Source organism: Brevibacterium sp. 1718 (assembly GCF_051131255.1).
GTDB lineage: Bacteria > Actinomycetota > Actinomycetes > Actinomycetales > Brevibacteriaceae > Brevibacterium > Brevibacterium sediminis.
Genome location: NZ_CP186550.1, coordinates 1,702,569 through 1,720,889, shown reverse-complemented (window position 1 = coordinate 1,720,889; position 18,321 = coordinate 1,702,569). Strand labels below are relative to the sequence as shown.

At 62.6% G+C, this 18,321-nt stretch carries 26 protein-coding genes; 10 read left to right on the top strand and 16 right to left on the bottom strand.

Going from position 1 to position 18,321, the window contains the following annotated elements; all coding sequences use genetic code 11:
* Window position 1 precedes the first annotated feature (1 nt).
* Window positions 2-460, bottom strand: coding sequence for a DUF2695 domain-containing protein (locus tag ACOZ9V_RS07650; RefSeq protein ID WP_259356668.1), 459 nt, complete (start codon window positions 458-460; stop codon window positions 2-4).
* Between the two features lie 119 nt (window positions 461-579).
* Between ACOZ9V_RS07650 and ACOZ9V_RS07645 the strand changes: the two genes are divergently transcribed.
* Window positions 580-1,482, top strand: a complete 903-nt coding sequence (locus tag ACOZ9V_RS07645) for a carbohydrate kinase family protein (protein WP_434594913.1) — start codon at window positions 580-582, stop codon at window positions 1,480-1,482.
* Here ACOZ9V_RS07645 and ACOZ9V_RS07640 read toward each other — a convergent pair.
* The 3 genes from ACOZ9V_RS07640 to ACOZ9V_RS07630 all read right to left on the bottom strand — a co-directional run bounded on the left by ACOZ9V_RS07640 (window position 1,472) and on the right by ACOZ9V_RS07630 (window position 2,760).
* Window positions 1,472-1,942: an SRPBCC domain-containing protein gene (locus ACOZ9V_RS07640; protein ID WP_259356666.1), complete on the bottom strand. Its 471-nt coding sequence runs from the start codon at window positions 1,940-1,942 to the stop codon at window positions 1,472-1,474. The genes ACOZ9V_RS07645 and ACOZ9V_RS07640 overlap by 11 nt on opposite strands.
* On the bottom strand, window positions 1,935-2,267 hold the full coding sequence (locus ACOZ9V_RS07635; protein WP_434594909.1) for a VOC family protein: 333 nt from the start codon (window positions 2,265-2,267) through the stop codon (window positions 1,935-1,937). The genes ACOZ9V_RS07640 and ACOZ9V_RS07635 overlap by 8 nt, the downstream gene beginning before the upstream one ends.
* A 103-nt stretch (window positions 2,268-2,370) precedes the next feature.
* A complete protein-coding gene (locus ACOZ9V_RS07630; RefSeq protein WP_259356664.1) occupies window positions 2,371-2,760 on the bottom strand; it encodes a DoxX family protein in 390 nt (129 codons plus the stop codon).
* A 77-nt stretch (window positions 2,761-2,837) separates the two neighbouring features.
* Between ACOZ9V_RS07630 and ACOZ9V_RS07625 the strand changes: the two genes are divergently transcribed.
* Window positions 2,838-3,698, top strand: a complete 861-nt coding sequence (locus ACOZ9V_RS07625) for a sigma-70 family RNA polymerase sigma factor (protein WP_434595369.1) — start codon at window positions 2,838-2,840, stop codon at window positions 3,696-3,698.
* An 11-nt stretch (window positions 3,699-3,709) separates the two neighbouring features.
* Here ACOZ9V_RS07625 and ACOZ9V_RS07620 read toward each other — a convergent pair whose 3' ends face one another.
* Window positions 3,710-4,201, bottom strand: a complete 492-nt coding sequence (locus ACOZ9V_RS07620) for a winged helix-turn-helix transcriptional regulator (protein WP_139466855.1) — start codon at window positions 4,199-4,201, stop codon at window positions 3,710-3,712.
* 120 nt (window positions 4,202-4,321) lie between these two features.
* Between ACOZ9V_RS07620 and ACOZ9V_RS07615 the strand changes: the two genes are divergently transcribed.
* Window positions 4,322-4,960, top strand: coding sequence for a dihydrofolate reductase family protein (locus ACOZ9V_RS07615; protein ID WP_434594906.1), 639 nt, complete (start codon window positions 4,322-4,324; stop codon window positions 4,958-4,960).
* A 137-nt stretch (window positions 4,961-5,097) separates the two neighbouring features.
* Here the strand turns inward: ACOZ9V_RS07615 and ACOZ9V_RS07610 are convergent, their stop codons facing one another.
* Entirely contained in the window at window positions 5,098-5,784 is a 687-nt protein-coding gene (locus ACOZ9V_RS07610; protein WP_434594903.1) for an SDR family oxidoreductase, read from the bottom strand.
* A gap of 88 nt (window positions 5,785-5,872) precedes the next feature.
* Here ACOZ9V_RS07610 and ACOZ9V_RS07605 point away from each other — a divergent pair, with 88 nt between their 5' ends.
* The 4 genes from ACOZ9V_RS07605 to ACOZ9V_RS07590 are packed head-to-tail and all read left to right on the top strand — an operon-like array spanning window position 5,873 to window position 8,078.
* Window positions 5,873-6,454, top strand: a complete 582-nt coding sequence (locus ACOZ9V_RS07605; protein WP_434594900.1) for a hypothetical protein — start codon at window positions 5,873-5,875, stop codon at window positions 6,452-6,454.
* Between the two features lie 33 nt (window positions 6,455-6,487).
* On the top strand, window positions 6,488-7,093 hold the full coding sequence (locus tag ACOZ9V_RS07600; RefSeq protein WP_139466851.1) for a 1-acyl-sn-glycerol-3-phosphate acyltransferase: 606 nt from the start codon (window positions 6,488-6,490) through the stop codon (window positions 7,091-7,093).
* A 1-nt stretch (window position 7,094) separates the two neighbouring features.
* Entirely contained in the window at window positions 7,095-7,538 is a 444-nt protein-coding gene (arfB, locus tag ACOZ9V_RS07595; protein WP_139467401.1) for an alternative ribosome rescue aminoacyl-tRNA hydrolase ArfB, read from the top strand.
* Between the two features lie 45 nt (window positions 7,539-7,583).
* Window positions 7,584-8,078, top strand: coding sequence for a mycothiol transferase (locus ACOZ9V_RS07590; protein WP_181270397.1), 495 nt, complete (start codon window positions 7,584-7,586; stop codon window positions 8,076-8,078).
* Window positions 8,079-8,084: 6 nt separating this feature from the next.
* Here the strand turns inward: ACOZ9V_RS07590 and ACOZ9V_RS07585 are convergent, their stop codons facing one another.
* The 4 genes from ACOZ9V_RS07585 to ACOZ9V_RS07570 all read right to left on the bottom strand — a co-directional run bounded on the left by ACOZ9V_RS07585 (window position 8,085) and on the right by ACOZ9V_RS07570 (window position 11,004).
* On the bottom strand, window positions 8,085-8,948 hold the full coding sequence (locus tag ACOZ9V_RS07585) for a GNAT family N-acetyltransferase (RefSeq protein ID WP_219922125.1): 864 nt from the start codon (window positions 8,946-8,948) through the stop codon (window positions 8,085-8,087).
* 2 nt (window positions 8,949-8,950) lie between these two features.
* Entirely contained in the window at window positions 8,951-9,478 is a 528-nt protein-coding gene (locus ACOZ9V_RS07580; RefSeq protein WP_139466848.1) for a GNAT family N-acetyltransferase, read from the bottom strand.
* A 34-nt stretch (window positions 9,479-9,512) separates the two neighbouring features.
* Window positions 9,513-10,484 carry an alpha/beta fold hydrolase gene (locus tag ACOZ9V_RS07575; RefSeq protein WP_434594895.1) on the bottom strand — a complete coding sequence of 324 codons (972 nt, stop codon included), beginning with the start codon at window positions 10,482-10,484 and terminating at the stop codon, window positions 9,513-9,515.
* Window positions 10,485-10,608: 124 nt separating this feature from the next.
* On the bottom strand, window positions 10,609-11,004 hold the full coding sequence (locus ACOZ9V_RS07570) for a hypothetical protein (RefSeq protein WP_139466846.1): 396 nt from the start codon (window positions 11,002-11,004) through the stop codon (window positions 10,609-10,611).
* Window positions 11,005-11,152: 148 nt separating this feature from the next.
* Here ACOZ9V_RS07570 and ACOZ9V_RS07565 point away from each other — a divergent pair, with 148 nt between their 5' ends.
* Window positions 11,153-11,626, top strand: a complete 474-nt coding sequence (locus ACOZ9V_RS07565) for a phage tail protein (RefSeq protein ID WP_172168946.1) — start codon at window positions 11,153-11,155, stop codon at window positions 11,624-11,626.
* A gap of 77 nt (window positions 11,627-11,703) precedes the next feature.
* Here the strand turns inward: ACOZ9V_RS07565 and ACOZ9V_RS07560 are convergent, their stop codons facing one another.
* From ACOZ9V_RS07560 to ACOZ9V_RS07545, 4 genes are all read right to left on the bottom strand, one after another.
* A complete protein-coding gene (locus ACOZ9V_RS07560; protein ID WP_139466844.1) occupies window positions 11,704-12,144 on the bottom strand; it encodes a YtoQ family protein in 441 nt (146 codons plus the stop codon).
* A 164-nt stretch (window positions 12,145-12,308) separates the two neighbouring features.
* Entirely contained in the window at window positions 12,309-12,662 is a 354-nt protein-coding gene (locus ACOZ9V_RS07555; protein ID WP_139466843.1) for a DUF1801 domain-containing protein, read from the bottom strand.
* Between the two features lie 221 nt (window positions 12,663-12,883).
* A complete protein-coding gene (locus ACOZ9V_RS07550) occupies window positions 12,884-14,113 on the bottom strand; it encodes an alpha/beta hydrolase fold domain-containing protein (protein WP_434594890.1) in 1,230 nt (409 codons plus the stop codon).
* Between the two features lie 207 nt (window positions 14,114-14,320).
* On the bottom strand, window positions 14,321-14,914 hold the full coding sequence (locus ACOZ9V_RS07545) for a TetR/AcrR family transcriptional regulator (RefSeq protein WP_229663894.1): 594 nt from the start codon (window positions 14,912-14,914) through the stop codon (window positions 14,321-14,323).
* Window positions 14,915-15,081: 167 nt separating this feature from the next.
* On the opposite strand from ACOZ9V_RS07545, the gene ACOZ9V_RS07540 reads away from it, so the two are divergent.
* Together ACOZ9V_RS07540 and ACOZ9V_RS07535 are read left to right on the top strand one after the other, a co-directional pair.
* A complete protein-coding gene (locus ACOZ9V_RS07540; RefSeq protein WP_181270394.1) occupies window positions 15,082-15,936 on the top strand; it encodes an NAD(P)H-binding protein in 855 nt (284 codons plus the stop codon).
* Window positions 15,937-16,056: 120 nt separating this feature from the next.
* The gene (locus tag ACOZ9V_RS07535) at window positions 16,057-17,058 is read left to right on the top strand and encodes an IS481 family transposase (RefSeq protein ID WP_434594887.1); all 1,002 of its coding nucleotides are present in this window, start codon (window positions 16,057-16,059) and stop codon (window positions 17,056-17,058) included.
* Here the strand turns inward: ACOZ9V_RS07535 and ACOZ9V_RS07530 are convergent.
* Together ACOZ9V_RS07530 and ACOZ9V_RS07525 are read right to left on the bottom strand one after the other, a co-directional pair.
* Window positions 17,055-17,309 (bottom strand): 2-phosphosulfolactate phosphatase, encoded by a 255-nt coding sequence (locus tag ACOZ9V_RS07530; protein WP_139467400.1) that lies wholly within the window; start codon window positions 17,307-17,309, stop codon window positions 17,055-17,057. The genes ACOZ9V_RS07535 and ACOZ9V_RS07530 overlap by 4 nt on opposite strands.
* Window positions 17,310-17,352: 43 nt before the next feature.
* Window positions 17,353-18,300: a LysR family transcriptional regulator gene (locus tag ACOZ9V_RS07525; protein WP_139466839.1), complete on the bottom strand. Its 948-nt coding sequence runs from the start codon at window positions 18,298-18,300 to the stop codon at window positions 17,353-17,355.
* Window positions 18,301-18,321 lie beyond the last annotated feature (21 nt).

Here is an 18,321-nt window from a genome sequence, read left to right as displayed (position 1 = left end):
GTCACCACCGTCGGATGCGGGCCCAGTTTCCGCAGGCTTGGGTTGATCCCCGTCTCACCAGTCGGCAGCAGAGGTAGAGCTTCGCCGAGGGAGGTTCGTCGATTCCGAACCTTTCTCTCATGTCGATGGCTTCCTCGCTGCCGAAGGGAGTGCCGATGACTTCACCGAACGGCATGCTGGTGATCCACGGTTTGGCGGCGAAGGTGAAGGCGTTGAGGAACATTTCACAGTCACAGCAGCAGGCACCCATGCTGCTCAGCCGCGCGAGAAGAGCCGTGGCGCGTGGAGCCGTACGGTCGCGGAAGCCTTCCGCGAACCGGTGGGTGCCGTTGCAGCCGAATTCGCCGAGTTGTCGGAACACGTAGCAGGCCAGGCATTCGCCGGGGCGCGGAGCGAAGACACGGGCGGTCTCCTCGTCGATGATCGTTCTGACGTCGTTGTCAATGGTGTTCTTGTCCATGGCCACACAATCCCAGACGGCACTGACATGACATGAGGAGAATTAATATCATTCATCGATTTCCGTCCTATTTATGCAGGTCTCAACTGGAGAAGACTTTTCACCTTAGAATCGTGCCCATGAGCATTCTCGTCATCGGTGAGGCCCTCATCGACATCGTCAGCACGCCCGGGAGTCCAGACCGATATGCACCGGGTGGAGCTCCAGCCAATGTCGCTCTCGGCCTGGGCCGCCTCGGCGACGATGTCGAGTTCCTCACCGATGTCGGCGATGATTTCCACGGCGGGTTCCTTCTCGCTCATCTTCAGGAGTCTCAGGTCGCCGTGCTCGCTTCACCACGTGGCGCCACGTCGACGGCGCTGGCTCGCCTCGCCGATGACGGCTCGGCCGAGTACGAGTTCCACCTGCGGTGGGATCCTGACTCTTCCCTGCTCAAGGACGCGTCTCGCTCTGTTGTGCATGTCGGTTCGATTGCGGCATTCCTTTCGCCCGGCGCCGCAGCCATCGATGATGTCCTCGCCTCTGCGACCGGCGCTTCCGGTACGCATCTTCGTCCGCTCATCTCCTTCGACCCGAATATCCGACCGTCGATCATCGGCGCCCGCGAGGATGTGCTGCCGCGATTCGAGGAGTTGGCTCGTCGAGTCGACGTTCTCAAACTCAGCGACGTCGATGCGAACTGGCTCTATCCCGATCTCGACGAGTCCGCACAGGTCGACCGTCTTCTCAGCCTCGGGGCGAATCTGGTCGCCATGACTCGCGGTGGTGAGGGTGCGATCGTGGCGACGGCCTCGGCGCGGGCATCGGTGACCTCAAGGAAGGTGGAAGTCAAAGACACGATCGGGGCCGGGGATACGTTCATGGTCTCGCTCATCCACGACCTGAATGCACAGGAGAACGCTGTGTCCGATCTCAGCACGGCAGAACTCACAGCCCTAGGAGATCGTGCATCGGCGCTTGCGGCGATCACGGTCAGCCGTGAGGGTGCGGATCTGCCGTGGGCCGCGGACCTCACGAACTGAGGAATTCGCCGAGCTGTCGCAGGCAGATGTCATGGCCGTTGCGGTGTCCGTCGATCATTCCCTGACCGACGAAGGACACGACCTGGTCGACGAGCTCGACCCGGGTGCCTGTCGGGATGGCGGTCAGGGTCCAGGTGATGATGGCCGTCGAGAGGATCTCATCGTCTTTGGTGAGAGTCTCTGTTGTGACGATGTGACGTCCCGGCTCAAGTGAGCAGTACTGCCCGGTGGAGACGAACTCGAGTTCTCCCGATGACCCACAGCGGGCCCGGATCGCACCGCCCGGACGGAATTCGTCGATGTCGCACACCATCTCCTCTCCCTCGGGGACTCCCCACTGCACGCGCTGATCCGTATCGGCGAAGGCGTTCCACACCTTCGAGGCCGGATGCTCGAAGTCAGCGCTGAGGCTGATCGTCGCGGTCACCGGCGCCCTCTGGTCGGATGCCGCCTCACTCACCGAAGAACACCACCTGGTTTCCGTCCGGATCGGTGACCGGCAGGATGCGCTGTCCGCCTCCTGGGGATGGTTCGTCGTGGTCGATTCCGGCCGCTCGCAGATGCGCGGTCATCTTGTCGAGGTCGTCCATGTCGAGAACCACGTTGGAGCGTCCGGGTCGCTGCGGGTCCTCCCAGATCTGGATTCCGATCCTCTCGTCGAAGAGCCATTGGGCCAGCCCCGCCATCGGCTTGTCATCCGGCTGTCTTTCGAAGAGTCGGGAATACCATTCGGTCGCTTCCTTCTCGCTGGTGACAACGATATTGGCCATGAGTCCGGTGATCATGATCGCTCCTTCGGGATCAGTCTTGAGATTGAGTGATTGCATTCTGCAATCACTTATTCCATAGAAGCACACATCGGCCCCGGGAACAAGAGCGACGCTCAGCTCAGCCCCCGAACGGGGCCAACGCAAACCGGCCCCATGCGAGGAACGCAAATACCAGCAGGTATGCGGTGTCCCCCGCCATCAGGCCCCATTCGCTGCGTCGAAATCGTGTCGTCGCCGCCCCAGCCATCACCAGCATGAGTCCACACGCCGCGATCGGCGAGAGAACCGGAAGGATTCCCGCCAGCGGGGGCACGATCAGTCCGATCACGCCGAGGAGCTTGATGGTTCCGATGACTTTGATGTGCCCCGGACTGAAATCGTCCACCCAGTGCTGGCTGCGAGCCAGCGCCCGATACTTCTCCTTGGACAGGATCACCTGCGAGGCTCCGCCGATGCCGAAGGCCACTGCCATTGCGGCGGCGACGACCCATAGTACGATGTCCATCATTGCGATTCTCCTTTGCCGAAAGAGCCCGGTCGGACTCTCACTCTGTTGACGCACCGCCGCCAGGAAAGGTAACAACCATCGCGCAGTCATCTGCGACCTCAGAGTTCGAAGCTCATCGCCCTCGCCTGACTGCGTTGGCCACGAGAGTGCTCGGCTCGCATTCGGACGCCGAGGATGCCGTTCAGGAAACATGGCTCCGCTGGGAGCGGAACGGACCGGAGTCCATAGACAATCTCGGCGGGTGGCTGACCCGGGTCGTCGGACGCATCTGTCTCGATGTGCTCCGCCGACGCACCGCTCGGGGAGAATCGTCGCTTGACGCCTGGGTCAGCGAAGCCATCGTCGACGAGGATGACCCGACGCCCGAGCAGAACGCAACGTTGTCGGATTCGCTCGGACCGGCCATGCTCATCGTGCTCGACTCGCTGCGCCCGGAGGAGCGAGTCGCGTTCGTCCTCCACGACATGTTCTCAGTGCCCTTTGCCGAAATCGCGGCCGTCATCGGATCTTCGGAAGCCGCCGCGAAGATGGCCGCCAGTCGAGCCCGGCGCAAGGTCAAGGACACACCACCACCGTCCGGAGAACTTTCACAGCGCCGTGCTGTCGTCGACGCATTCCTCACTGCCGCACGGCTTGGAGACTTCGACGCTCTGCTGCACTTTCTCGACCCGGGACTGACGTGGCACCGCAGCAACGCCCGCGGCCACATGGTCCGGATGGGTGCGAACGAGGTGCTCGCAGCGATTCGGCGCGGCGATCCGGACAGGATCGAAGTTCGAAAGGTCAACGTCAACGGCGAGCCGGGTCTGCTCGTTCTGACCGCAAGCGGTCACCGTTTGGGACTCATGGCATGCACCGTGGCAGACGGCAGATTGGTCGGCATCGTCTCGATCACCTCAAGGAAGCTGCTGGAGCGACTGAGACTGCCCGGGCAGTAGGCCCACCCGAATCAGCTTCCCGAGATCTCGGCCTCGTAGGCGGCCTGCAGTCGCTCCGAGGAACGCGGTTCGTCAGGATTCGGGCGCGGCACCCCGAGGTGGGTCTCCCGAAGCTCATCCACGAGACCTGCGACGAGTCGGGAGTCATCGGCCATGATTCTGGATCGGATCGTCAGCTCCGGCGAGGTCTCCCGGTGGGTCATTCCCCACGTTCCGAGGGCGACCATGACCGGCAGAGTCTGGATTCCAGCCTCGGTGAGGGTGTACTGGGCTCGCTGCCCGCGTGCGGCTTCCGCTTTTGTCAGCAGCCCTTCGTCGATGAGCTTCCTCAGACGACTGGCGAGCATGTTCGAGGCTATGCCCTCATCATTGTGGGTGAGCAGCTCGCGGAAGTGCCGACGATTGCCGAAGATGATGTCCCGCAGGACGATGAGCGACCAGTTGTCGCCGAGGACCTCGACGGCGGCATTGATCGCACATCCTGAACGCGGCTGTGCAGGCATCGCCCCACCTCCAGTGATTGCATTCTGAAACTACTTAATCTTACACTGGGTCCACTTCCCCGGAACCCACGCCATCCGTCGGACTGAAGACATCAGCCGAACCATCACATTGGAGTGCACATGGCCAAAGCGTGTGTCAACAACCTCTTCGTCTCCCTCGACGGATTCGCTGCCGGCGAGTTCGTCACCTTCGATCAGCCGATCGGCGAAGCCCAAGCACTGTTCTCCTACTTCGACGGCCGCGGCATCGAGGGCGTGGACAAGGTCGACGCCCCGGTGACCGCAGACCGCGCTCTGTTCGCCATGTGGGGGCAGGGCATCGGAGCCGAGATCATGGGCCGGAAGAAGTTCGGTCCCCAGACGGGGCCGTGGCCCGACGACGGCTGGCGTGGCTGGTGGGGTGAGGAGCCGCCGTTCAAGACCCCGTGCTTCGTTCTCACTCATCATCCACGGGAGCCGATGGAGTTCGACAACGGCACGAGTTTCCACTTCATCGACGCGTCGCCCGCGGAGGCACTCGCCGAGGCGAGCGCTGCCGCTGACGGCGGCAATGTCCGCATCGGCGGCGGTCCTTCGATGGTCAGACAGTTCCTTGCGGACGGCCTCGTCGACTTCATGCACCTCGTCATCGTCCCGGTCACCCTCGGCCGCGGGGTCTGGCTCTGGGAAGGACTCGAGGGGTTGGAGAAGGACTTCACGATCGAGAGTCTCACCACGGCCAGCGGCCTGACCCATCAATTGTGGAATCGCCGAGGCTGATCTGCCCGAGGACTCCGGGGTCCGGTCCCTGCCGGTGCGACAATGCCGATGGCCCGCCGTTCCCTATCGGAACGGCGGGCCATCGGGTCAGTGGGCCGCTCGGACCCGGGTGACGGCTCGGAGCGGTCGGACTCAGGTCAGCGGATCGCCTCGGCGATGGGGGTCTGACCGTCATAGAAGTTCACGGTCTCGCGCACCGCAGCGGACTCGGCGATGACGTGGGTGATGACGTCGGCGACGAGGTCGCGTGAGGTCACTCGCACATCGTCGGCCGGCTTCTGGCCATCGAGGTCGCCGGCCGCATCGGCGATGAGGACGCTGCCGTTCGAGGGTTCGAGGGTGAGTCCGCCGGGCCCGAGGATCGTGAAGTCCAACGAGCTGGCTCGCAGGTGCTCATCGGCACCGCTCTTGGCCTGCACGTAGGGGTAGAAGGAGCTCTCCGGGTCGACGCGGTCCGAGTCGACGGAGGCGCTGGCGTAGGAGACCATGACGAAGCGCTTGACCCCGGCCTGTTCGGCGGCGTCGATGGATCGCTTGGCTGCTTCGAGGTCGACGGCCTTCGTCCGCTCCGGGCTGCCGCCGCCGGCGCCTGCGGAGAAGACGACAGCCTGGGCTCCGGCGAACAGGTCGGCGAGCGCCTGGGTGTCGGCGGTTTCGATGTCGAGGACGACCGGGTTGGCCTCAGCGGCTTCGACGTCGGAGGACTGGTCGGGATTGCGGATCACGGCATCGACCGAGTATCCGGCGGCCTTGAGTTTGGGCGCGGCCAGGAGCGCGATCTTTCCGTGGCCGCCGAGAATGACGACACGAGCTGAATCAGACATATCTACCTCCGTTGTCGGTGCTGCTTGGCAATCGGTACAGCGATGCCTCTTGCGCGATTATTCCCAGTCCGCCGGTATTCTGAGGACCATGACCGACGACTTCTCCCCGACCGCCGTCGTGCGCCGGCTCGAGAGTGGACAGCAGGTCGTCATCCCTTCCTCGAAACGCAACGTCTTCACTGCTTTGACCATCGTGGTCCCGCTCGGCATCGGCCTGCTCGCCTTCCTCGTCTACATTGTCACTGCAACTCTCGGTGACGGAGGCAGCCCATGGGTCATCGTTGCGAACCTGCGCATGTGGGCAATTGTCGCTGGCATCGTCGGTTGCCTCGTCGTCGCACCGATCGGGGTGTTCGTGCGGATGTCCAGGCGAGAGTCCCTCGTCGTCTCCCCCACCGGCGTCGCGTTGGCCCGGCGCGGTGAGGTTCTGCCCGGGACTCTGCTGCCCTGGCACGATATCGAGGTGATTGTGTTCGAAAAGGCGGCACGCCGTGGTCCGAGGGTCGCGACGTATATCCTCACTCAGGAGGCGACTCGGCGGCGACGCGGGCGCAGGCATAATCCGCGGTTGCTCGTCAGAAGCGGATTCGTCCTCTCCCACCGCCGGCTCTTCCCGGTACTGAGAGCCGCTCATGCCCGTTTCGCACCACACGTCCATGGACACCGATAGGCCCACACATCCTCTTGCCTTACCGTTGAGTTCATGATCCGACGCCTCCTCGCTCGCGCTTTCTGGTCCTTCAGCAAGTGGAACCTCGTGACCGAGCCCGCTCCGAACCGTCCGACCATCCTCGTCGGCGCTCCGCACACTTCGAACTGGGACTTCGTCGTCATGCTCGCGATCGCGTGGCGCATGCGCGTCGACGTCCATTGGCTGGGTAAGCATTCCCTGTTCACCGGCTGGCGGGGGCCGATCATGCGGGGACTCGGTGGGATTCCCGTCGATCGGTCTGATCCGAGCAAGATCGTCACCGAGGTGGTCGACCGCATGCGAGACGGCGAGGTCTTCGCGCTCGTCATCACCCCGGACGGCACCCGCGGCGGACACACTCATTGGAAATCCGGGTTCCATCGCATCGCGATGGCAACGGGAATGCCCGTAACGTTGGGCTACCTGGATACCGCGACCCGGACGACGGGGCTGGGCCCGACCCTGGAGATGACCGGCGACATCGCCGCGGACATGGATCGGATCCGCGAATTCTACGCCGACAAGCGTGGAATCCGCCCGCACCTGCAGATCACGCCGAGGCTGCGCGAAGAAGACTCCGCCGGTGACGATCGCGAAGGCGAAGCGGAGCCGAACTGAGATGGACGGTGATCTGCGCGTCCCCGCCGGGCCGGGTATCCCCGCCGGGCTGGTCATCCCCGCGTCCGACCTGTCCGAACAGTTCTCCCGGTCATCCGGCCCGGGCGGCCAGCACGTCAATACCTCCGATTCACGGGTGCAACTGAGCCTCGACCTGGCCTCAGCGAGATTCCTCACCGAGGTTCAACGCGAGCGAGTGCTCAGTCGATTGGCACCACGACTGTCGGGCACCGTGGTGACCGTGACTTCGGAGAAGCAGCGGTCACAGCTGAAGAACCGTCAGGACGCACGCATGCGTCTGGCGCAGCTGCTGCGTGAGGCGTTGGCTCCGCCGGTGCAGAGGCGAGCGACGAAGCCGTCACGCAATTCCCGTCGTCGCCGAGTCCGGACCGAACAGCGGCGGTCGGAGATCAAACGCAACCGTCGCAAGCCCCGTCTCGATTGAGCCCCGGTGGTGACAGCGGTTGACGTGAAGAGCAGAATGGGCGACATGAACAGCATCGACATTCTCACCGACCTGTCCCAGCGCCCTCTCCAGGCAGCACAAGCTCTGCCCGACCTCTCCCCCGAACAGCTCAACAGCCGTCTGGGTGGTCATCCGAATTCCGTCGCCTGGCTGCTGTGGCACAGCGGCCGTGAGATCGATGTGCAGCTTTCGGACCTCACTGGCCGTCCTCAGCAGTGGGAGGACTTCCGGAACCGGTTCGATCTCGGCGAGATCGGCGAGACCTTCGGCTACGGACACAGTCCCGAACAGGCGGCAGAGATCAAGGTCGACGATCAACAGCTGCTCGTCGACTACCTCGCCGCTACTCTGAACGCGTTCACCGACTATGCAAAGACGCTCTCCGAGGATGACTTCGACGAAGTCATCGACAGGAACTGGACTCTCGCAGTCACTCGTGGCGTTCGGATGGTCTCGATCATCGACGATTCGATCCAGCATGTCGCGCAGGCGGCGTTCATAGCAGGTGCGTCTGTTTGATTCGGTTCAGGGTCGACAGAAATCCCTGACTTCGCCGAGGATGCTCATCCCAGCCGCACGGTAAGTGGCGACGGCGACTGTGTTCGATGTCGGCGTGGCAACGGTGACGCTCGACGCCCCCATCTCCCTCAGCGCCGCGGCCGCGGCCAGTGTCATCTCGACTCCGAATCCGTGACCCCGGTGGTCGCCGTGGACGCCGAGTGGTTCGATGACACCGGGGCGCCTAGGACCGGCCGACCAAACGGTTGTGGCACCGGCTGGAGCGCCGTCGGCGGTAAATCCGACGAGACATTTGGCCTGCTTGTAAGCGTGACCGTCGGCCATGGACCGCCAACGGTCCGCAGTCAATGAGGACCCGGGAAAAGCCGAGGATTCGACCGCGATACGGTCGGCGATACGGTTATCTGCTCTGTCGGGGTCGACCGTTTCGATCCGCTGGGTAACGGATGGGATCGGTTCGCTCAGATCTCGGTGGAGCGTGGTCCACGCTTCATCAGATCCCCATCCCGCCTCGGTGAGGGTATGTTGCAGGGCGGATCCGAATCGAGCTTCGACGATGCCCTTCCCTGCAGGCAGCAGTTCGGTGAGATCTCCGGTGAAATCGGCCAAGATCGCCTCAGCGAGCGCTTGGTCATCGGAGTGATCGGGTGAGATGGCCATTCGGATGAGTTCGGATTCGTCGAGGAATCCGACGGCCGCAGCTTCGTCGCCGACAGTCCACACCCGCAGTGCCGAGGCGAGCGCATCGGCCCCGAAACGCTGATACCAACCGAGGTCTCCGGGATGTACCTGGACGGGCAGTCCTTCGCGTTGCCAGGACGCGACAGTGTCGATGATGTCCGGCAGGTCCGTCGTAGTCGGTGTCAACATGGTCATTCCTCTGTCCTCGCCTCTGCGCGCCAGATGACTTCACCGTCGTCGATCTCGTCGGTCGGTTGCAGTCCGAGACAGACAGCGATTCGGGCGGAAGCGGCGTTGTCAGGATGGATGGCCGCTTGCACCACAGTCACGAGATGATCCGCCAGCCAATCGACCATGGCTCGGGCCGCCTCGGTGCCGAATCCCTGCCCCTGGCTGTCGACGCCGATGACCCAAGCGATGTCGGCTTGATAACCGGTTTCGGCTCTTGTCACTGTGGCCTGAACATATCCGACTGCAGCGGACTCAGCCGTTTCGCGAACGATCCAGTTCAGCCAGCCGGCGTCACCGGTCGGTGAGGCACCTGCGGATTGGAGTGCATAGAGTCGTTCGAGTTCGGACCGGCTCGGGCTCGTCCCACCGATATGGGTGTATAGGTCGGGTGAGGACAGTGTCTCCACCATCTCCGACGCATGGTGGACTGCGAGCGGCTCAAGCTGCAGCCTGTCGGTGACGATGGGTGTCGCCTGTGGCCAATTCACACTGCGGTTTGAGCTTTCTGCCGGGTTCACGGATTCAGCTCTCGTTCGTTTGAACGGGCCTCGTCCGATTGCTGACGCGGGAAGCGAAGTCGACGATCTCCGCCTCGACCTCGAGGCGGGTGGTCGGTTCGTTGTGGACTTCGTGGCGGACTCCGGCGAAGACGCGGGTGCGCACATCGTCGTGTCCGGTCGCGCGGAGGCGGTTCGCGACGTGATAGGCGCCTTCGCCGTAGTTCGCGACAGGATCCTGGTCACCTGCGAGGATGAGCACCGGCAGACCGCTGGGGATCGTCGCGTACCAGGAATCGGCATTGGCACCGTCATAGAGTTCGACGAAGCCCTGCAGGAATCGGGAGCTCATCGGGGCGCCGAAGTTGTTGAAGGGGTCGCGCCCATGATCGGCGACGACAGCCTCGTCGAGGGCGACCCAGGCGGTGGGGCCGGCATCCGGACCGAAACGTTCGACGAATCCGTCGAAGAGCTGGCCCACCAATTGATCGGATGCAGGTTCGGCTCGTCGGTTGCCGGTGGCCGCCTCGGCGAGTTCGACACGGTCGATGGTCTGATCGATACCGCGCATCTGCGCAGCGATTCCACACAGAGCCAGCCCCGCGAGGCCAGCCGTCGGATCGGAGGCCATGACCCGTGCAATCATCGATCCCCAACTGTGACCGAACACGATGTACGGCAGATTCGGGAGGATCTCGCGAGCCTTGCGCTGCAGCGTCAGTTCGTCGGCGACGACCACTCGAGCTGCGTCGTCGCCTGTATCGACCCAGATTCCCGACTGCATGGCCGTCCGACCGTGACCGGAATGGTCATCGGCGACGACGGCGAATCCGGAGTCGACGAGGGTGGCGATGAGGTGGTGGTAGCGCCGGGAATGCTCGCCGAGTCCGTGGATGATGTGGATGATGGCTCGAGGTTCAGTGGTCGGTGTGTAGAGCCAGCCGAAGACCGTGTCACGATCGTTGTGAGAGGTGAACTCGATTTCGTGCAGGGCCAAGGTGGGACTCCTCTGTCGTCACGTGTGTCCGCACCGCCGTGGTGCAGTTCGCAAAACCTGTGGAATGCAGATCACCCTACCGCACCGATTCGACCTGGGTGCGGGGACGGAGGCTTTCACCTGCTCAATGGCCTTCGGCCCGGCTCGCGGCCACCTCATGCCAGGTGAGTCGCACCTCTCCAGACGTCTGACGAATCGCCTCGACGAGGTCGTCAGTCGCTCCGATGACAGAGCTGATACCGTCCTGACCCGACGATTTGAGCACGATCTGCCATCCAATTCTGCCAGTCGACGGAGACGTCTCCGCCGTATAGCCTCCCCAAAAGTGAACTTCTGTGCCTTCGGCGACATCAGCATCGGGGTCGGGCCTGAGAGCAGCCTGAAACGTGCGCACCGCGCGCTCGGCGGCAGCACCTGTGATCGAGGCCCGGACTTGAACTACGGTCCACACGTCGAACGGCCAGTCGTTGAGCCAGTGGTCTGACGGTGTGAACGGTTTGACGTCGGTTCCGCTGTGCATGCATTCCTCCTCAGAGGTTCATTGACAGATGTTCATCGGCCCTCGGCGACATGCGGATTCGCTGCCTCATGAGCGAGTCTCTCACCCTTCCTGACGACCGTGGGCCCGGTCGTGGGCGGATATCCAGGATCAGGCATATCCATGACCCATGCCGTTCGAAGCCGTTTCATTCACCGATGTCTCCACCGCGGGACTCGAATCCTCCCCCATCGCCGAGGCGCTGGCTGGTCTGCGCGCCAACGAGGCACGGTACTTCTCCAACAAATACAAACACACATTCGCCGTGGCCCCGGCCGCCGAGGTACAGGAGGCCCTGAACTGGGTGGAGGAGATCCTTGACTCCGAGCGTGAGATCGTACCGACCTCGCCTGCCCTCGAAGTCAGCATCAATGACGTCGATGGCATCTATTGGGTGCACGTCTTCTACGAGTCCGGGCTCGCAGTCAATGTCCTATGGACACGAGCAGACGATGGCAAGCGGGCCGTCGGCTTCAAACTTTCGGAGGGGATGGACGTGCCTCCCGAGCTGTCGGCGTTCAAGTTCGCCCGTCAGAAGTCGAAGCTCGCCGGGGAGATCCGTGGATCCTTCTTCAAGATCAAGGGTGATCATCCCCTGCCGTAGCGTCACGACGCGCAGGTCCTGAGGCCGCGACCGGCCGTTTTCACTCCTCGGTCGTTCGCGGTCTCAACTCATCGAGTTCAGTCTCTGAGAACATACTTCAGGGTTTCGACCACTTGATCCGTCGTCTGGCACCAGGCCTTGGCTTCGGCATCGACTTCTTTGAGCGGATGCACGATGTCGGCATCGTGGAGGGTCACATAGGGTGTGCCGAGTGCCGCGCAATAGCCGGCATCGAAGGCGGCGTTCCATTGCTTGTACTTGTCTCCGAAGCGCACGACGACCATATCGGCCTTTTCGATCAGGGTCCGGGTGCGGATGGCGTTGACCTTCGCCGACTGGTGATCACGCCAGAAGGCGCTGTCGTTCTCGCCGAGGTGGTCACCGGCAGCATCGCTGGCAGGATGGTCGGTCACGGGTGCGGTGAAATCGATATCCAGACCGGCCGCCTCGGCACCGCGCTTGATCTCATCGCGCCACTCGGTGTGGATCTCACCGGACAGATAGACAGAGAAACTCAAGTCGATCACTCCTCATTCTTATGGCAGAAGGGACCGGTTCGTCCCTCAGGCACCACCATAGCCAATCGGAGGTCAGACGCTCAGCGCCGACCGCGCGGCCGAGCCCCAGACACAAATGTCGCAGGCAGTGTCGTCTGCGGGCTCAGCCCCGGCGGTCGTCACCGTCAGGAGGTTGCCGTCCAGACGATCTCGGCAATGCGTTTCTCGGCGACCTCATCGATAGTGTCGAAGTACCATGCGGCGGGCATCAGCGTTCCATCGGAACCACCGGCTGGGGTGAGGTCGACCTTTTCGGTGAGGGCCAGGTTGACCCGCTCGTCATTGCGCAGTGTCACCAGTGCAGGAGTGCTCGCTGACAGAGCATAGGCAGGCATGCCGTACCAGATCCGCGGCTTGAGACTGGGGGCGACGGTCACGATGATCTCGTGCGCTCGCTGCATGAGCGATCGTTCCGGTTCGTCCATCTTCGCGATCTTGTCGATCACCTGGGACAGGTTCTTCTCGTCTTTGGTCGTCATGTCATGTCCTTACGTCAGCCGGTGTGTCGCACCGGCGGTTGAAGACGGCGCAGAAATGCGCCGCACCCCATCTGGACATGTTCCGGGCCGACCGGAGCTCTCCGCAATGATTCAGGCTTAGGTACCTGGAAGTGCTGGCAACCGTACGTGCTGCCAGTTTCCACGATACTTGCATCGACGCCTCCCCGCCAGGACAGCCGAGATCCACAACGGACGTGTGGCTAGCGAAGTTGTTCGGATAAGTAGGCCTCTGCGATGCTCAGGTGTCCCTGGCTGCCGATTGAGTTCTTCGCCTTCTGCGGGTACGCATGATTGGCGAGGGGAACTTTCACGGTTGTGACGTCGACTCCGCGGCTTCGGGCCGATTCGGCCCATGAAAGCTGGTCGGTTGGGGTGATCACGTCATCGCGCATCGCTGTCATCATGAGCACCGGCGGCGCGGGTGCTTTCAGATGCGTGACGGAATCGGCCACTGAGTAGCGTTCCGGATATTCCTCCGGTGTGCCACCCGTGTAGCTGGTTGCGAACAGGCGCGTGCCGGATCCCGCGCCGGGCCCGGTGGGGGCGTTCTCGTAGAGGCCCGTCACGTCGAACGCGGGGTAGTCGGCAATGACCGCCGCCGGAACCGGAACCTTCCCACCGCAGGACGATTCGGCGTCGCCCTGCGCTGCGGCACCGGCGGTATTGGCGACCATGTTGCTGCCCGAACTCTCGCCCCAGAACGCAAGACGATCGGTGTCTGCACCGATCGTGTCTGCGTGGGTCTGAATCCAGCTTGCCGCACAGGCGACCTGCGACGGTGCGCTCTGCCAAGTGGCGTTATCCAGGGTGGCGAGTTCGTATTCGACCGATACGACCAGGTAGCCGTGATCGGCGAGTTCACGGAGCTCTGAACTCGCCGCGTTCGGTTCGCCTGCGATCCAACCGCCTCCGTGGACGTACATGATCGTCGGAGCTGAACCCTTCGCTCTCTCAGGTTCGTAGATCGATACGGAGAGGTCATCGCCTGAGCTGGATTTGTCGTACACTTCCTTGCGATTAGGCGATGCCGAGTCGATCGCCGAGAGTCCGAACGTCGCAGTGAACAGGTTCACCGAACCACCGGCCGAGGTGATGGCGACGAGGAGCACAATGACGACAGCCAGATTCGCGATCGTGCTCACCACTCCGAATCCTGTCACCACAGCTCCGGTCCTTCGCCGGCCTCGGCGCAGGCAGACGATTCCCAACCCAAGCACAATCGCTCCGATCACAGTCGCCATCGGCGCAATCGTCGGCGCAAACCGGGCCGCAGCGGAACTGAACGGGCCAAGCCCGGGAATGAGCGATGCCAGGCCGATGACCGCAGCGATCGCACCGAACACGAGCGCGAGGATGAGACCCGTTGCCCGAACTGTATTGGCCGCGCGCTGGGGCACCGCGGGCTGTGACGAACTCTTGCTGGCTGTCATCTTCGGTCCTCGCCTTCCGATCTGTCGGGTTGAGATTCCCGCTGCAGCAGATCTCATCGTGGCGGTCACCTCCTGACGCCAGGGGCCACTCTAACGCAGTCCGATTCTCACAACCCAGATGAATCGGCCTGCGTCCACGGCCATGGGAGCGCAGCCGAGGTCAGCAGAGAATCCCTGCACTGAGTCAGCCTCATCGATGTCGCGAGGCTAGTCGGGCATATTGGACGATCTGCAGATCCCACTGATCTGGAATGCGGTTCGGCGGTCATAGTCGGCTCGAGGCGGTCGGCCCCCGTGCTTGAGGACGAGAGCATTGTCGCGGGCAAGTGATTGGAAGTCTTCTGCTGTGAAGGCGGGGACCAATACGCCGGCGGCGTGCCCCTGAGCGACAAGGCTGTCGTGGAATTCCGTTCCGGCATGGCACAGGGCCAGCAACGGCTCGGAGTCGCGATACTCCTGGAGGAGAACATCATTGACCGCAGGAACTCGATACTGCAGGTCACGCAACGCATAGATATACGAGCAGATACGTTCTCGGACCTCGCCGATGGACCGCATCTCCTCGATGACCGTCTGCAGCTCCACCGCAACAACCTCGTCGATGACGGCATCGATGAGCCCGATTCTCCCGCCGAGTCGATTGAAGATCGTCGCCTTGCTCACATCTGCGACTGCGGCGACCTCCTCGAGGGGCGCAGAGAACCCCCGCTCCCGGAACACCTGGACCGCCGCACGTCGTATCCGGTCGACATTCCGGCGAGCATCCGAGCGAAGAGACTGCACACCACTTGGATCAGACACGATGACGCTCCCTCCCACAGCGACAAATAACTTGATCATAGCAGTCAACTTGGTGCAGAATGGGGCCACGCAAGTTGACCTTATGAGTCAATTTCAATCATGACAGCAGCTCTGACGTGCGCACTGAGCACGACGTCAGTTCATATTTCGCACGAACGGGAATTCAGATGATCATCGTCACCGGAGCGACAGGCACTCTCAACGGAGCCACAGTCGACCACCTTCTGAAGCGGATTCCGCCAGAGCAGATCGGCGTCAGCGTACGCGATCCCTCGCGTGCGACCCATTTGGCCGATCACGGAGTCCGCGTACGGCAGGGGAGCTATGACAATCCAGCGGCTCTGCGCCAATCGTTCGCGGACGCCGAACAGGTTCTCCTGGTGTCCTCCAGCGACCTTACTGCCGACGTCGTCGCACAACACCGCAGGGCGATCGATGCAGCCGTCGGTGCAGGGGCTCAGCGGATCCTGTACACAAGCACCCACGGAGCAGGCTTTGACACTCCCTACCCGCCGCTCGGAATCCATGCGGCCACGGAACAGTATTTATCAGAATCGGGAGCAGCCTGGACCTCGTTGCGAAACGGCTTCTACGGAGACCCGGCTCAGCTGCTCGGTGCGTGGGAAGAAACCGGCGAGATCGCTATGCCCGCCGATGGACCATTTTCCTGGATTGATCGCCGCGACGCGGCGGAGGCCGCTGCTGCGGTTCTGACTGCGGATGAACCGTTCGAGGGCCCGATCGACCTGACGCTGCCCAAGCCGGTCACCCTCGCGGATTTCGCCGCTTCCGCGTCCGAGATCGCCGGACGCCGAATCGAGCGCGTCGTCGTGGACGACAAGAAGTGGGTGGCCGACGCCATCTCCCGCGGTACGCCCGAGGAGGTCGCGCGTTTCACCCTGTCGATGTTCCAGGCAACAAGGAGCGGGCATTTCTCGGATTCGGACCCCACGCTCACGCGACTCCTGGGACGCAGCCCACGCAGCATCACCGATCAATTGAAAGATCTCGATACTCGGTGACACGGTCGCCGTCCACTAGATGTACTTCCCCGACACGTTGTGAACGGTAGTTGAAACACAACGAAGACCTCCGATACCGATATGGGTAACCACACTCATGATCGAGTCCCGGAGGTCTTCATGACACACCGTAACGCACCACTGACCATCGAGGGCAGACGCCGCCTTGTCGCTCTCGTCATCGATGATGGATGGTCCCAGCGCCGAGTCGCCGAACGCTTCCAAGTCTCATCGGCAACAGTGTCCAGATGGGTGCGTCGACACCGTGCAGGCGATGGTCTCGACGACCGCTCGAGCCGACCACACCACAGCCCTGCACGACTGTCGACCAAACGGGAACGACGTATCCTCGCGTTGCGGATCACTCGGCGGTGGGGTCCGCACCGGATCAGCTACCACCTTCACATCCCACGCTCGACTGTCGGTCGAGTCCTGAACCGGTACCAGATGCCGTTGTTGGCTCATGTCGACCAGATGACCGGGCTGCCGGTGCGTAAGCCGGCCCCGATCCGTTACGAGGTCGAGGCTCCCGGGCGCCTGGTCCATGTCGATATCAAGAAGCAGGGCCGGATCCCCGACGGGGGCGGGTGGCGTGCTCATGGGCGTGGGTCAGCTCAGGACAGGAAAGTCGGCTCCCATCGAGGTCGTGCCGCCCGGGCCGGAGCTGCGGGCTCGCGTGGGTACCGGTTCCTTCACCACGCTGTCGATGACTACTCGCGAGTCGCGTACTCCGAGATCCTCGATGATGAGCGCAAGGATACTGCGTCCGGGTTCTGGCGGCGTGCGGACGAGTTCTTCGCGAGTATCGGTGTTCAGGTCACGGCAGTGATGACCGATAACGGATCCTGCTACCGTTCTCGGGCCTTCGCGGAGGCTCTTGGTGAGGGTGTGAAACACCGCAAAACGAAACCCTACCGACCACAGACGAATGGGAAGGTCGAGCGATTCAACCGGACTCTCGATGCCGAGTGGGCTTATACGAGGGTGTATGCCAGCGAAGCCGAGCGTGCAGCGGCCTACGAGGCGTGGGTCCATGACTATAATTTCCATCGACCCCATACCGGTATTGGCGGACTCACACCATCAGCTCGTGTTCACAACCTCACGGGGAAGTACAACTAGACGTCGAATCTGAGTTCCACCCATGAGACGTCCAACGAGGCTGCCACTTCAACGTCGGAGTGAAGTCCCACCGCTTCCAGCTCTCGAATCCCGACGCATTCGGCCAGGGCCTGAGTCAGACGTGGCCTCACTGCCTCGAATAGGTCGGCGGCAGCTGAGGCCACAGGACTCATCTCCTCGCGGATTCCGCGATCTGCAACCCCAGAGCGCACGGCCCCTGCACCGAGGTGGTCTTCAAGCGAGGGGCGCAGCGAGTCGTACGGCTATTCGAGACCGCCTCGGCGCTGTCCTCGGTCACGGCTGATCGAGCAGCGCAATGCCGAAACCGCCGACGACGGCCCGTACTTCGTCGAGGTAGCGTTGCGCCTGTTCGGTCAGCGGGATCCCGGAATGATCGATCCAGCCGATCTCGATGCGCTCCTCGACCTCGAGTGGAATCGCGACAATGGCCGGATCGAGATCGTCGCTGATGATGCCCGTCGAGATGGTGTAGCCGTCGAGCCCGATCATCAGGTTGAAGATGGTCGCACGGTCAGAAACCCGGATCTCCTGCTTGCTCGACAGGGTGGAGAGAATCTCCTCGGCGAAGGAGAACGAGTTGTTCGCCCCCTGGTCGAAGGTGAGCCGAGGCAGGGCGGCGAGATCGTCGAGGGTGACGCGGCGGCGGGAGGCAAGCGGGTTCGTACGAGAGATGAAGATGTGCGGGGAGGCGAGGAAGAGCGGGTGGAACGCAAGCCCGGAATCTCGCAGCAGCTTATCGATGACCTTCCTGTTGAAGTCGTTGCGGTAGAGGATGCCGAGCTCACTGCGGAGCGTGCGAACGTCTTCGATGATGTCCCAGGTACGCGTCTCTCGCAGTGAGAACTCGTACTCGGCAGCATCGCTGGCCTTGACCATCCGAACGAAAGCATCGACGACGAACGAGTAGTGCTGCGCCGAGACTCCGAGCAGACGCCGGGACGGTGGGCGCCCTAGGTAGTGCTGCTCGAGGAGTTCCACCTGTTCGACGACCTGCCGGGCATAGCCGAGGAACTCCACACCGTCGTCAGTCAACGTCACCCCGCGGGCGGATCGGACGAGCAGAGCGCGATCCACACGGGTCTCCAGGTCTTTCATCGCGGCAGACATGGTCGGCTGAGAGACATAGAGGAGATCGGCGGCGGCGGTGATCGATCCCTCCGACGCGACCTCGATGAAGTACTGGAGTTGCAGCAGCGTGATGTTCTTCAGACCTCGAGACATAGATCAAGGCTATAGGAATCC

Excerpts from the sequence above, each read along its gene's own strand:
- ACOZ9V_RS07550 (WP_434594890.1), bottom strand. The coding sequence starts at position 14,113 with ATGACAGCCAGCAAGAGTTCGTCACAGCCCGCGGTGCCCCAGCGCGCG.
- ACOZ9V_RS07635 (WP_434594909.1), bottom strand. The coding sequence starts at position 2,267 with ATGATCACCGGACTCATGGCCAATATCGTTGTCACCAGCGAGAAGGAA.
- ACOZ9V_RS07630 (WP_259356664.1), bottom strand. The coding sequence starts at position 2,760 with ATGATGGACATCGTACTATGGGTCGTCGCCGCCGCAATGGCAGTGGCC.
- ACOZ9V_RS07590 (WP_181270397.1), top strand. The coding sequence starts at position 7,584 with ATGAACAGCATCGACATTCTCACCGACCTGTCCCAGCGCCCTCTCCAG.
- ACOZ9V_RS07525 (WP_139466839.1), bottom strand. The coding sequence starts at position 18,300 with ATGTCTCGAGGTCTGAAGAACATCACGCTGCTGCAACTCCAGTACTTC.
- ACOZ9V_RS07585 (WP_219922125.1), bottom strand. The coding sequence starts at position 8,948 with ATGTTGACACCGACTACGACGGACCTGCCGGACATCATCGACACTGTC.
- ACOZ9V_RS07600 (WP_139466851.1), top strand. The coding sequence starts at position 6,488 with ATGATCCGACGCCTCCTCGCTCGCGCTTTCTGGTCCTTCAGCAAGTGG.
- ACOZ9V_RS07650 (WP_259356668.1), bottom strand. The coding sequence starts at position 460 with ATGGACAAGAACACCATTGACAACGACGTCAGAACGATCATCGACGAG.
- ACOZ9V_RS07540 (WP_181270394.1), top strand. The coding sequence starts at position 15,082 with ATGATCATCGTCACCGGAGCGACAGGCACTCTCAACGGAGCCACAGTC.
- arfB (WP_139467401.1), top strand. The coding sequence starts at position 7,095 with ATGGACGGTGATCTGCGCGTCCCCGCCGGGCCGGGTATCCCCGCCGGG.
- ACOZ9V_RS07615 (WP_434594906.1), top strand. The coding sequence starts at position 4,322 with ATGGCCAAAGCGTGTGTCAACAACCTCTTCGTCTCCCTCGACGGATTC.
- ACOZ9V_RS07565 (WP_172168946.1), top strand. The coding sequence starts at position 11,153 with ATGCCGTTCGAAGCCGTTTCATTCACCGATGTCTCCACCGCGGGACTC.
- ACOZ9V_RS07555 (WP_139466843.1), bottom strand. The coding sequence starts at position 12,662 with ATGACGACCAAAGACGAGAAGAACCTGTCCCAGGTGATCGACAAGATC.
- ACOZ9V_RS07570 (WP_139466846.1), bottom strand. The coding sequence starts at position 11,004 with ATGCACAGCGGAACCGACGTCAAACCGTTCACACCGTCAGACCACTGG.
- ACOZ9V_RS07645 (WP_434594913.1), top strand. The coding sequence starts at position 580 with ATGAGCATTCTCGTCATCGGTGAGGCCCTCATCGACATCGTCAGCACG.
- ACOZ9V_RS07620 (WP_139466855.1), bottom strand. The coding sequence starts at position 4,201 with ATGCCTGCACAGCCGCGTTCAGGATGTGCGATCAATGCCGCCGTCGAG.
- ACOZ9V_RS07535 (WP_434594887.1), top strand. The coding sequence starts at position 16,057 with ATGACACACCGTAACGCACCACTGACCATCGAGGGCAGACGCCGCCTT.
- ACOZ9V_RS07605 (WP_434594900.1), top strand. The coding sequence starts at position 5,873 with ATGACCGACGACTTCTCCCCGACCGCCGTCGTGCGCCGGCTCGAGAGT.
- ACOZ9V_RS07610 (WP_434594903.1), bottom strand. The coding sequence starts at position 5,784 with ATGTCTGATTCAGCTCGTGTCGTCATTCTCGGCGGCCACGGAAAGATC.